This window comes from Tsukamurella ocularis, assembly GCF_024807615.1.
Classification (GTDB): Bacteria; Actinomycetota; Actinomycetes; order Mycobacteriales; family Mycobacteriaceae; genus Tsukamurella; species Tsukamurella ocularis.
The window spans coordinates 287,744-299,589 of the sequence record NZ_JANUCJ010000003.1 but is presented as its reverse complement, the minus strand read 5'-3'; the positions used below and the strand labels follow the sequence as shown (position 1 = coordinate 299,589).

The 11,846-nt window shown below is 70.7% G+C and carries 10 protein-coding genes; 7 read left to right on the top strand and 3 right to left on the bottom strand.

Features of this window, described 5'->3' with window-relative positions:
• Nucleotides 1–89: 89 nt before the first annotated feature.
• Nucleotides 90–1,292 (top strand): MFS transporter, encoded by a 1,203-nt coding sequence (locus HNP44_RS12805; protein WP_259140795.1) that lies wholly within the window; start codon nt 90–92, stop codon nt 1,290–1,292.
• A gap of 55 nt (nt 1,293–1,347) precedes the next feature.
• Here the strand turns inward: HNP44_RS12805 and HNP44_RS12800 are convergent, their stop codons facing one another.
• A complete protein-coding gene (locus tag HNP44_RS12800; RefSeq protein ID WP_259140794.1) occupies nt 1,348–2,949 on the bottom strand; it encodes a dolichyl-phosphate-mannose--protein mannosyltransferase in 1,602 nt (533 codons plus the stop codon).
• Between the two features lie 15 nt (nt 2,950–2,964).
• On the opposite strand from HNP44_RS12800, the gene rsmI reads away from it, so the two are divergent.
• Nucleotides 2,965–3,825, top strand: coding sequence for a 16S rRNA (cytidine(1402)-2'-O)-methyltransferase (rsmI, locus tag HNP44_RS12795; RefSeq protein ID WP_259140793.1), 861 nt, complete (start codon nt 2,965–2,967; stop codon nt 3,823–3,825).
• Nucleotides 3,826–3,912: 87 nt separating this feature from the next.
• On the opposite strand, the gene HNP44_RS12790 is transcribed toward rsmI, so the two are convergent.
• Nucleotides 3,913–5,031 carry an aminodeoxychorismate synthase component I gene (locus tag HNP44_RS12790; protein WP_259140792.1) on the bottom strand — a complete coding sequence of 373 codons (1,119 nt, stop codon included), beginning with the start codon at nt 5,029–5,031 and terminating at the stop codon, nt 3,913–3,915.
• A 156-nt stretch (nt 5,032–5,187) separates the two neighbouring features.
• Between HNP44_RS12790 and HNP44_RS12785 the strand changes: the two genes are divergently transcribed.
• Nucleotides 5,188–5,460, top strand: a complete 273-nt coding sequence (locus HNP44_RS12785; protein ID WP_259140791.1) for a hypothetical protein — start codon at nt 5,188–5,190, stop codon at nt 5,458–5,460.
• 90 nt (nt 5,461–5,550) lie between these two features.
• The gene (metG, locus tag HNP44_RS12780) at nt 5,551–7,101 is read left to right on the top strand and encodes a methionine--tRNA ligase (protein ID WP_259140790.1); all 1,551 of its coding nucleotides are present in this window, start codon (nt 5,551–5,553) and stop codon (nt 7,099–7,101) included.
• 47 nt (nt 7,102–7,148) lie between these two features.
• Here metG and HNP44_RS12775 read toward each other — a convergent pair whose 3' ends face one another.
• Nucleotides 7,149–8,342, bottom strand: coding sequence for a DUF7373 family lipoprotein (locus tag HNP44_RS12775; RefSeq protein WP_259140789.1), 1,194 nt, complete (start codon nt 8,340–8,342; stop codon nt 7,149–7,151).
• Nucleotides 8,343–8,463: 121 nt separating this feature from the next.
• Here HNP44_RS12775 and HNP44_RS12770 point away from each other — a divergent pair, with 121 nt between their 5' ends.
• The 3 genes from HNP44_RS12770 (at nt 8,464) to rsmA (ending at nt 11,839) form a co-directional block, all read left to right on the top strand.
• The gene (locus tag HNP44_RS12770) at nt 8,464–9,312 is read left to right on the top strand and encodes a TatD family hydrolase (protein WP_259140788.1); all 849 of its coding nucleotides are present in this window, start codon (nt 8,464–8,466) and stop codon (nt 9,310–9,312) included.
• A gap of 109 nt (nt 9,313–9,421) precedes the next feature.
• A complete protein-coding gene (locus HNP44_RS20815; RefSeq protein WP_310437682.1) occupies nt 9,422–10,927 on the top strand; it encodes a transglycosylase family protein in 1,506 nt (501 codons plus the stop codon).
• An 18-nt stretch (nt 10,928–10,945) separates the two neighbouring features.
• Nucleotides 10,946–11,839, top strand: a complete 894-nt coding sequence (gene rsmA / locus HNP44_RS12755) for a 16S rRNA (adenine(1518)-N(6)/adenine(1519)-N(6))-dimethyltransferase RsmA (protein ID WP_259140787.1) — start codon at nt 10,946–10,948, stop codon at nt 11,837–11,839.
• Nucleotides 11,840–11,846 lie beyond the last annotated feature (7 nt).

Here is an 11,846-nt window from a genome sequence, read left to right as displayed (position 1 = left end):
CTCCACTCGACCACTGTTCGAGGCCGGATCAAGGCTGCGTTAACGCCCCCGATGCGGGTCTTGACGCGTTCTTAGCGGATGATGTTTCGGTGAACTCAGCAGCTTCCGCGCCCGCGCCGCAGCGGGTACCGCCGGAGGTCTGGGTCCTCGTCGCGGCGAGCTTCGTGATCGCCCTCGGCTACGGCGTCGTCGCGCCCGCCCTGCCCGCCTTCGCCCGCACCTTCGACGTCGGCATCGGCGCCGCCTCCGCGGTCGTCAGCGCCTTCGCGATCATGCGGCTCGCCTTCGCCCCGGCGACCGGCCCGTTGGTGAAGGCGTTCGGCGAGCGCTGGATCTACATGACGGGGCTGCTGATCGTCGCCGCCTCGACCCTGGCGGTGGCCTTCGCGCAGAGCTACTGGCAGCTCATGCTCTTTCGTGGGCTGGGCGGCGTGGGCTCGGTGATGTTCACCGTCTCCGCGATGGGCCTGATGATCCGCATCGCGCCCGCCGAGATCCGCGGCCGGGTGAGCGGTGTCTACTCGTCGAGCTTCGTGCTCGGCGGCATCTGCGGCCCGCTGCTGGGCGGCGCGCTCGTCGGCTTCGGCCTGCAGGTGCCGTTCATCGTCTACGCCATCGCGCTCGTCGTCGCCACGTTCGTCGTGGGGATCGCGCTGCGCGGCAGCACCCTCGCGGGCCGGCAGGAGGCGTCCTCCCAACCGGGCGCGACGGTGCGCGAGGCCCTCGCCGACTCCGCCTACCTGGCCGCACTCTTCACGTCGGTGGTCTTCGGCTGGGTGTACTCGATGCGGGTCTCGCTGCTGCCGCTGTTCTTCGCCGCTGTCCTCGATCAGCCCGCCGCGATCGCCGGATACGCGCTGGCCGCCTACGCCGCCGGTGACGTGCTCGCCATGTTCCCCGCGGGCCGCGCCTCCGACCGCTACGGCCGCCGGCCGTTCATCGTGGTCGGCATGCTCGTCATCGCCGCGGGCACGCTGGCGCTGGGCTTCACCGATTCGGTGTTGGTCGCGTTCCTCGTTACCGTCGTCGCCGGGATCGGGACGGGTCTCGTCGCCCCGACGATGCAGGCCTCCCTCGCCGACGTATTGCAGGGCAAGGGCCGCAGCGGAGGCGCGCTCTCGGCCTACCAGATGGCGCAGGACGCCGGCACGATCTCCGGGCCGCTGCTGGCCGGCGCCATCGCCCAGTACTTCGGCTTCACCTGGGCCTTCGCCATCACCGCGGCCCTGTGCGTCCTCGCCGCCATCGCCTGGATGCTGGCCCGCGAGACCCGCGTCCCCGCGACGGTCTGAGTGCGGCCCCGCCCAGCGGTGATGCACCCCTGGTGCCCGGCCCCGAGGGAAAGGCCTACTGCCAGCTGGGCAGCCAGAGCTCCAGGCGCCACCACCACATCGGAATCGGCGTCGCGGTGAGGATCGGCCACAGCCAGGCGAAGTTCAACACCACGATGGTCGCGTACAGCACCACCAGCCAGCGGCCCAGCTGCAGCCGCTCGAAGCCGAAGTACCGGGCGCGACCGTCGAGGCCCAACACTTCGCGGCAGATCAGCGCGATCATGATGCACAGGAAAGGCATCAGGGTGAGCGCGTAGAAGTAGTACATCTGCCGGTCCAGGTTGAGGAACCAGGGCAGGTAGGTCGCGAAGTACATGGTCACGGGCGCGGCGTAGGCCCAGTCCCGCTTGACGACCATCTTCCACAGCGCCCACAGGACCACGGGGACCGCTATCCAGGTCAGCGCCGGCGTGCCGACCGCCATCACCGCGCGGACGCACGGCCCGTCGCCGCACATGCCGCCCGACTGGTCCGCGGTGTAGTGGTAGAGCATCGGTCGCAGGCCCATCGGCCAGGTCCACGGCTTGGATTCCCACGGGTGGTGGTTGCCGGCGGAATTGGTCAGGCCGTCGTGGAAGTCGAGGATCGAATTCTCGTAGAAGAACAGGGAACGCAGCGCCGCGGGCACCCAGCCGAACGGGCCGTCCGCGCCGACCTGGTTCCCCACCGCGTACCGGTAGACCGAGGTCTCCGACGAGAACCACGGCCAGAAGGTGCCCAGGTACACCAGCACCGGGACCACCCCGAGCGACATGCCCGACGGGATCAGGTCCCGCAGCAGCACCCCGCGCCACGGGCGCAGCACGCCGTACTGGCGCCGGTTGGCCACGTCGAAGGCCAACGACAGCGCGAGGACGCCGATGAGGAAGTAGGCACCCGACCACTTCACGCCGCACGCCAGGCCCACCATGATCGCTGCGGAGAACCGCCACCAGCGGAACCCCAGCCGCGGCCCGTAGAGCGAATCGGTGATCCGTCCCTCGAGCGCCGCGCGATGCAGCCGCTCCCGCATCTGATCGCGGTCCACGAGGATCAACGAGAACGCGGCGAAGCCGAAGAAGACCAGGAAGATGTCGAGCAGCGCGACCCGCGAAGAGACCATCGTCAGGCCGTCGCAGATGAGGAACAGTCCGGCCAGGCCGCCGATCAGCGTGGACCGCGCGAGCCGTCGCGCCGCGCGGATCACCAGGAACACGAGCAGCGTGCCGCACACCGCCGACATGAACCGCCATCCCAGCGGGCCGTAGCCGAACAGCCACTCGCCGATCGCGATCATCCACTTGCCCACCGGCGGGTGCACGATCAGCCCGAATCCCGGGTTGTCCTCGATCCACTGCCCACCCGAGAGCACCTGCCAGCCCTGCGGCGCGTAGTGCTTCTCGTCGAAGACCGGAGTCTGCACCGGCGTGCTGCCGATGAAACCGGTGTTGCTCGGATAGCCGAGGTTGAAGAACCGGGTGGCCGCCGCGACCGCGGTCAGCACCAGCGTCACGGTCCAGCCGAAGGCGCGGTCCGTCGCGCCGAACACCGCCGGCGGGAGCCGCGGGCCGGGGCTCACCATCTCGCGGTCCTCGCTACGCCCCTCGGGCATCGCCACAGCTGTCACGCGATCCATCGTAGGGTGTGACCCGTGGGAACAGAGGACGCGCGCGGGGCATTGATCGTCGCCGGAGTGCCGATGGGCAACCCCGGTGACGCCACCGCGAGGCTCATCGTGGCGCTCGGTTCCGCGGACGTGATCGCCGCAGAGGACACCCGCCGCGCCCGCTCCCTGGCCGCCTCGCTGGACGTCGAACCGCGCGGCCGGATCCTCAGCTTCTACGACCACAACGAGGCCGGTCGCATCCCGCAGTTGCTCGCCGCGCTCGATGTCGGCGAGACCGTCCTCCTCATCACCGACGCGGGCATGCCGTCGGTGTCCGACCCGGGATACCGCCTGGTCGCGGCTGTCGTCGAGGCAGGCCATCGGGTTACCTGCCTGCCCGGGCCGTCGGCCGTCACCACCGCGCTGGCCTTGTCGGGGTTGCCGGTCGAGCGGTTCCTGTTCGACGGTTTCGCCCCGCGCAAGTCCGGTGCCCGACGATCCTGGCTTGCGGAGCTCGTTTCCGAGCGGCGGGCGGCCGTGTTCTTCGAGTCGCCGCATCGCCTCGCCGAGACGCTCTCGGACGCCGCCGAGGTCCTCGGACCCGAGCGTCGCGCTGCGGTGTGTCGCGAGCTCACCAAAACCTACGAGGAGGTCCGCCGGGGCACATTGGGCGAGCTCGCCGCGTGGGCCGCCGACGGGGTGCGCGGCGAGATCACCGTCGTGGTCTCCGGCGCCGATCCGGTCTCCGCCGATCCCGAGGACCACGTCGCCGCTGTCCTGCGCCGCGTCGACGCGGGGGAGCGGCTCAAGGACGCCTGCGCCGCCGTCGCCGCGGAGACCGGCGCCTCCAAGCGCGAGCTCTACGAGGCGGCCCTCGCACAGCGGCGCTCGGACTCCGACGACTGAACCGCCAGGAACAGCAGGACGCCGCGGAGCGCGGGGGCGCGGAGGTCAATCATGCGGCCGAGGCGCGACCCGCGGCGCTGGGCGGCGTCACCCGTGCGAGGGAGATCCGCGGTAGCCGACGATCGACGCGGCCTTGTCCAGGCACTCGCGCCACTCCGCGTCGGGCTCGGAGTCGATGGTGATGCCGCCGCCCACGCCGAGTCGGAGCGCACCGTCGCGCGCCTCGACGGTGCGGATCGCGACGTTGAGGTCCAGCCCGGTCAGCGGATGGTCGATGCCGATCGCGCCGCAGTAGCTGCCGCGGGTGTGCCGCTCCCACAGGGCGATCCGCTCGCGGGCGGAGAGCTTCGGGGTGCCCGTGACCGACGCGGGCGGGAAGGTCGCGTCGAGCAGCTGCGCACGGGTGGTGCCCGGTCGCTGCCGAGCGGTCACCGTCGAGACCAGGTGCCAGACCCCGGGCGCGGGCTCGACGCGCAGGAGCTCCGGTGTGCGGACGGTGCCGGTCGCGGCGACGCGGCTGAGGTCGTTGCGCACCAGGTCCACGATCATCACGTTCTCCGCGACGTCCTTGACGCTGGCGCGCAGGTCCTCCGGCGGCCGGGTCAGCGGCAGCGTGCCCTTGATGGGCCGCTCCGTGAGCAGGCCGTCGCGCTCGGTGAGGAAGGTCTCGGGGGAGAAGGAGGCGACCGCGCCCCAGTCGCCCTCGAGGTAGGCGGCCTTGGCGGGGCGGGTGGCGGCGGCGATGTCGGCGAACAGATCCAGCGGGTCGCCGGCGAGGGCGCCGCCGAAGCGGGTGCACACGTTCACCTGGTAGACGTCGCCCGCGCGGATCGCCTCCTGGCAGGCGAGGACGGCGGTGCGGTGGTCGGCGCGGTCGGGTGCGGTCCACGTGGCCGCCCACCGGCGCGGTGCGGGCGCGGCGTCGGGGATCGGGAACGCGGGATCGGTGCAGGACCAGCGGCCTTCGTCGTGGAGCAGGAGCAGCGGCCCGGGATCTCCGCCGATGATCTCGGGCACCAGCCGCGGTTCGTCCGTCGTGTCCGGGTACCCGACGATTCCGAGCCACGGCGCACCGTCGGGCGCGCTGCCCGGCTCGAGCCGGGGATCCGGGGCGATCACGGCACGGAAGCCGCCCCACGCGCCGAACAGCGCGGCGGGCCGGTGGCCGCGCTCGCGGAGCGCCCGCAGCATGTCGACCGGTTGCACCGCGCCATCCTGTCACGGCCCCGCGCGGCGATCTCGGGGAGGAATGGGGGTTTTACCCGATGTGCCCGGACGGGTCGGGCCGGAAGAGTGGGTCTCGGCCGGCGGATCTCTCCCACCCACCCGATCCGCCCGCCACCCAACTCACGAGGAGGAGCGATGAACCCGGTGATCAACGGCGGCACGGACCTCGGCGGGCGACTGGCCTGGGTGCATGTGGCCCATGGCGAGCGCAGCCAGGTCCGGTTCTACGCGGAGGGCGAGTACGCGGGTACCGCCACTACACTGCCGACCGTCGACACCGAGGTCATCGGCGTGGACTACGACGTGGTCTACGTCCGCTACGGCCGGGACATCGCCCGCTTCCGCCTCGATGAGTCCGGCGCCGTCGTCGCGCTGGACGCGGTCCCTACCTCCGCCCTCGCCGGCTGACGTCCGTCCCGGACGGCGCCGGGGCCTGTCGATCCACTTCGTGATTCCGCCCGGAACACGCTTGCGGTGCACCGATAAGCTGGGCGCACCATGGCTGCAGACAAGGCTTTCTACATCACCACGGCGATCGCCTACCCGAACGGCGTGCCCCACATCGGGCACGCCTACGAGTACATCGCCACCGACGTGATCGCGCGCTTCCAGCGACTCGACGGCTTCGACGTCTTCTACCTGACGGGCACCGACGAGCACGGCATCAAGATGCAGCAGACCGCGGCCAAGGAAGGCATCGAGGTCAAGGCCCTCGCCGACCGCAACGCCGCGGCCTTCGAGGCGCTGCAGCGCGCCGTCGGCTCGACCTTCGACCGGTTCATCCGCACCACCGATGCCGATCATTACGAGGCGTCGAAGGCCATCTGGCAGAAGATGGTCGACGCCGGCGACATCTACCTGGGCAAGTACTCGGGCTGGTACTCCGTGCGGGACGAGGCCTATTACGCCGAGGACGAGACCACCGTCACCGAGGACGGCACCCGCGTCTCCACCGACACCGGCACCGAGGTCGAGTGGACCGAGGAGGCGTCCTACTTCTTCAAGCTGTCCGCCTACCAGGACCGGCTCCTCGCCCTGCTCGACCGCGAGGGCGGGTACCTCGAGCCCGCCACCCGGCGCAACGAGATCGTCAGCTTCATCAAGGGCGGTCTCCGGGACCTCTCGATCAGCCGCGACACCTTCGACTGGGGCGTTCCCGTCCCCGGCGACCCGGACCACGTCATGTACGTCTGGGTGGACGCGCTCACCAACTACCTCACCGGCGCCGGCTACCCCGACACGGAGTCGCAGCAGTTCTCGACGTTCTGGCCGCCGAAGCTGCAGATCATCGGCAAGGACATCATCCGGTTTCACGCCGTCTACTGGCCCGCGTTCCTCATGAGCGCGGGGATCGAGCTGCCCGAGCGGGTCTTCGCGCACGGCTTCCTGTTCAACAAGGGCGAGAAGATGAGCAAGTCGGTCGGCAACGTCGTCGACCCGCACGCCCTCATCGCCGAGTACGGTCTCGACGCGCTGCGCTTCTTCCTGCTCCGCGAGGTCTCCTTCGGCCAGGACGGCAGCTACAGCCACGAGGCGATCGTCGGCCGGATCAACTCCGACCTCGCCAACGAGCTCGGCAACCTGGCACAGCGTTCGCTGTCGATGATCAACAAGAACTGCGCGGGTACGGTTCCGACGCCGGGCCCGTTCACGCCCGCCGACGAGGCCCTCCTCGCCCGGGCCGACGGCCTGCTGTCGACGGTCCGCCGGCACGTCGGCGACCAGGCGCTGCACCTCTACCTGGAGGCGATCTGGGAGGTCCTCGCCGAGACCAACCGCTACTTCTCGGCGCAGGAGCCGTGGAAGCTCAAGGCGAGCGACCCCGAGCGGATGGGGACGGTGCTGTACACGACCGCCGAGGTGGTCCGCCAGGTCGCGCTGCTGCTGCAGCCGGTGATGCCGGAGTCGGCCGAGGAGCTCCTGACGCTGCTGGAGCAGCCGAAGGACCGGCGCGCCTTCGAGGCCGTCGGCACCCGCCTCGCCGCGGGCACCGCGCTGCCCAAGCCCCAGGGTGTCTTCCCGCGGTACGTCGAGCCCGAGTCCGAGTAGCCGCGGAACCTCCGCCGGACGCGGGTCTCCCGCGCCCGGCGGCGGGGTTACGGCGTGGTCGCGAGGATGGAGAACTGTGCGGCGGCCTTCTGCCGCGCGACCGCCGCGTTGCTGTCGTAGACCGAGGCCACGTAGCGCCCCACGGGGATCCAGCAGTAGGTGAGGTCGCCGCCCGTCATGCACTTCACCGTGGGCAGCTGGGGAATGCCGGCGACGGCGGGGTTCTTGCCCGCGATGGTCTGCACCATCGTGGTTGCGGCCGCCGCATCGCGCGTGCGGTGGACGATGCTGCCGCTGCCGGTGTTGCCGAACAGGTCGATGCCCGCGGCGCGATAGGTCTCCGTCTTGGTGATGTCCGGGATCCGGTGCAGCTGGCCGTTCCACGTGTACCAGTTCTCCTGGAGGGTCGGATCCTGGGAGCCGCTCGCGGGGAGGGCCCGCGAGAGGATGCCGTCCTTGTCGACGTCGAGCTTGCGGATCTGGTCGACGGCGGTCGGCGCGAAGCCCTTGAGCTTCGGCAACTCGAGGGAATACGCCTTTGTCACGAACTGGGCGCCCTGAGCCGTGGTCGGTCCGGTGCCGCTGACGTTCACAACGAAGGGCCCCTGCACGACGTAGGCGTCGACGGTGCCGGGCTTGAACTCCGAGGCCAGCACGTCCGGCGCACCGTCGACGGTGATGCGGACCTTCGGCGCCGCGGCGGTGGCCGTGCGTATGGCGTCAACGGCCTGCTTCGCGGCGTCGGGGGTCTCGAAGCGGTACAGGCCAATGCGCACGGCGACGGTCGGCTTGTCGAGCGCGTCGCCGCGCGTAGTCGTCATGCCCACGCGCATCGTGTTGGCCTGGAACGCCCGGGCCGTGGCGTCGGGCACGCGGCTGCGGAGCCCGTCGCCGACGAGCACGGGGTACGAGCGGAGTCCCGCGCCGCCGAGGATCAGGCGCGGGTCGACCTCGTTGGCCTGGATGAGCGCCTCGTCGCCCATCCGGTTGCCCTCGGCCACCCACGATCGGTTTTCGGAGGCGGTGATCGTGCGGGCCTTCGTCGGGTACGCGCCGTAGTCCAGGCCGGCGGGGACCGGCACCGTCGTCCCGGGGGAGGCGCCGGCCGACGACGCGGCCGGAGACGAGGCGACTGGCACCCCCGACGAGGGCGCGGCGACGGGCTCCCCGCCGGTCGTGCTGCAGGCGGCGAGCACCGCGGTACCGCCGATGACGGCGGCGGACAGGATGGTCTTCTTCATTCGTTCTCCTCGGTCGGGACACCGCACGGAGCACACCAGAAGTGTCTTCGCGGCTGCTTAACGTCGGATTAAACATGGTCCGACGACGGGCCCCGGGGGCGGTACCGGGACAATGGAAGTCATGGGGAAGAAGAAGCCGCCGCCTCCGCTGCCCGCGCCGCTACCCGGCCTCATCGACGCGCACACGCACCTCGACGGGTGCCGCGCTCGCACGCCCGAGGCCGTGCAGGAGCTGGTCGACCGGTCGGCGTCCGTCGGCGTCGACCGCGTCGTCACCGTCGCCTGCGATCTCGACCAGGCGCGGTATGTGATTGAGGCGAGCCGCTGGGACGAGCGGGTCTTCGCCGCCGTGGCCCTGCATCCGACCGACGCACACCAGCTCGAGGTCGACGGTGCGCCGGCCGAGCTCGAGCTCCTGGCCTCCGACCCGCGCTGCGTGGCGATCGGGGAGACGGGGCTCGACTGGTACTGGCTCGGCAAGCGGGAGGGCGTCGCGACGCCGGCACAGCAGCACGCGGCCTTCGAGTGGCACATCGACCTGGCCAAGCGACTGGGCAAGCCGCTGATGATCCACAATCGCGAGGCCGACGCCGACATCCTCGCCGATCTCGAGCGCTTCGGCGCCCCGGAGACGGTGATCTTCCACTGCTTCTCCGGCGACGCCGCGATGGCTCGGGAGTGCGTGGACCGAGGCTACGTCCTCAGTTTCTCGGGCACCGTCACGTTCACGAACGCCACCGAGCTGCAGGAGGCCGCGCGCCTCGTTCCGGACGGTCAACTACTTGTCGAGACCGACGCGCCGTATCTCACACCGCACCCGTACCGGGGTACGCCCAACGAGTCGTACTGCATCCCATACACCGCGCGTTACCTCGCTGACCTGCGCGGAGTGGCACCAGAGCAGATCGCGGCGGCCACTACGGCGACCGCGGAACGTGTGTTCGGTGCCACATTCGCGGGCGCGAAATGAACAGAAGCTGGCACGCCTCCCACTTCTCCGTTACCGTACTGTGATGTAACGGCGACCGAAACGTCGCCCGATCGGCAGTCCATCGCAGCCTCCGTAGGGATAGTCACCAGTGCCTGAGCTCGACGCAGACGACAACACCACCACGGTGGATCAGCCCACCTCGCCCCCGCGCCGCGGCGCCTTCGGCTCCACCCGGGAGCGCACCGCCGAGTTCGACGTGACCCAGGTCTTCGCCCGGTTCAGCGACATCGAGGGGCGGCGCCTCGATCCCGAGGCGGACCGCGAGATCATCGATCTCGAGGCTGAGGTGTATGGCGACGACGCCGTCGCGGAGGCCGAAAGCCTGGCCCTCGAGGCCGAGGAGAAGTTCAACGCGGAGCATCCGCGGGCCGAAGAGCTCCCGGAGCCCTCCCTTCTCGACGGCGAGTCCGATGATGCTCCCGAGCCGGCCCCGCGGACCGCGTCCGACGACGACGGGCCCGGTCTCCTCAGCGGCCTGTCCGCCAAGCTGGAAAACACTCCCGTCCGCGCCGTCACCGGCGCCATGCTGGTCGCCCTGATGGCCTCCGGTGGCACCGCCGCGGCGCTGTACCAGGACTTCACAGTCACGGTCGACGGTCAGACCCACGAGGTCTCCACGATGAGCCGCTCGGTGAAGTCGATCCTCGGCTCTGCCGGCATCGATGCCGACGCCTCCGACCGCGTGAGCCCCGGCCTCGGTGAGTCGGTCAAGCCCGGTCAGCAGATCACCGTGCAGCACGACCGTGACATCGCGGTCAACGTCAACGGCACGGTCCGCACCGTCAAGACCACCGACCTGACGCTCGGCGCCGCCCTCGCCTCGGCCGGCCTCGGCGACGCGAGGAACTTCGTCTCCCTCCCGCTCGACGCGCAGGTCCCGCTCGACGGTGCCGCTGTCTCGGTGGTCACGCCCGTCACCGCCACCGTCCTGGACGCGGGCGGCAAGGTCGTCGCCAACGCCGCCGGCCGCACCGTCGGCGAGTACCTGGCCAAGATGGGCGTTCCGCTGATCCAGCAGGACGCCGTCACGCCGAGCGCGGGCACCCCCGTCACCCCCGGCATGACCATCTCGGTCAACCGGAACCGGACGTCGACGGTCACGGTCACAGAGCCGTACACGGCCCCGCCGAAGAAGGTCGACGATCCGAAGCTGACCAACGGCAAGACGCAGATCACGGACCCGGGCAAGCCGGGTAAGCAGGAGGTTCAGTACCGCGAGCATGTGGTGGACGGCAAGGTCGTCTCCCGCGAGAAGGTGGGCTCCAAGGTCCTCGACGCGGGCATCGCCGGCGTCACGGCCGTGGGCACCGCCCCGGGCGCGCCCTTCGTCGCCCCGGGCTCCGTCTGGGACCGGCTCGTCCAGTGCGAGTCGACCGGCAACTGGTCGATCAACACGGGGAACGGCTTCTACGGCGGCGTCCAGTTCGACTACGGCACCTGGCTGCGACACGGCGGCGGCAAGTACGCGCCGCGCGCCGACCTCGCCACCCGCGAGGAGCAGATCGATATCGCCCGCAAGACGCTCAGGGCGCAGGGCTGGGGTGCGTGGCCGTCCTGCTCCGCACGCCTCGGGCTCTCCGGTAATTCGGAGTAGCTCGGTAGAGTCACTCCGGTGACCGGCGCCGAATTCAAGAATCAGGCACGACTGCTCGGACCCGCGGAGATCCGCGCGCTGGCCGAGCAGTTGTCCGTTCGTCCCACGAAGACGCTGGGACAGAACTTCGTGCACGACCCGAACACGGTCCGCAAGATCGTCGCCGCCGCCGACGTGCGGCCCGACGACGTCGCGCTCGAGGTGGGGCCCGGCCTCGGCTCGCTCACGCTCGCGCTGCTCGACGCCGCCGCATCCGTCACCGCCATCGAGATTGATCCCGTTCTCGCGGAACAGCTCCCGAAGACCGTCGCCGAACGCGCGCCCGAGCTTGCCGGGAACCTCACCGTGATCGGCGAGGACGCGCTCAAGGTCTCCGGCGCGCAGGTCTCCGTCGCGGGATCGCCGACGGTGCTCGTCGCGAATCTCCCGTACAACGTCTCAGTGCCGGTGCTGCTGCACTTGCTGGCCGAGGTCCCCACGCTGCGGACGGTGCTGGTCATGGTGCAGCTGGAGGTCGCCGACCGGCTCGCCGCGCCCCCGGGCTCGCGCGTCTACGGCGTCCCGTCGGTGAAGGCGGCGTACTACGGGCGCGTCCGCAAGGCCGGCACCGTCGGGCGGGCGGTGTTCTGGCCCGAGCCCAACGTCGAGTCCGGCCTGGTGCGGATCGACCTGCACGGCCCCGATGGTCGGCCCGACGTGGACCGTGCCCGTCTGTGGGCGGCCGTCGACGCAGCCTTCGCTCAGCGCCGCAAGACCTTGCGTGCCGCCCTCGCGACCTGGGCGGGATCGCCCGCCGCGGCGGAGGAGCTGCTGCTCGCGGCGGGTATCGATCCGCGCGAGCGCGGCGAGAAGCTGTCGGTCGAGCAGTTCGCCGCCCTCGCCGCCGCTCGGCCGGCAGACGCTGCCCCGTAGTCTGGAC

Bases quoted from the DNA above. Each gene is read 5' to 3' on its own strand.
- HNP44_RS12785 (WP_259140791.1), top strand. From the start codon at position 5,188: ATGAACCCGGTGATCAACGGCGGCACGGACCTCGGCGGGCGACTGGCC.
- HNP44_RS12775 (WP_259140789.1), bottom strand. From the start codon at position 8,342: ATGAAGAAGACCATCCTGTCCGCCGCCGTCATCGGCGGTACCGCGGTG.
- metG (WP_259140790.1), top strand. From the start codon at position 5,551: ATGGCTGCAGACAAGGCTTTCTACATCACCACGGCGATCGCCTACCCG.
- HNP44_RS12770 (WP_259140788.1), top strand. From the start codon at position 8,464: ATGGGGAAGAAGAAGCCGCCGCCTCCGCTGCCCGCGCCGCTACCCGGC.
- HNP44_RS12800 (WP_259140794.1), bottom strand. From the start codon at position 2,949: ATGGATCGCGTGACAGCTGTGGCGATGCCCGAGGGGCGTAGCGAGGAC.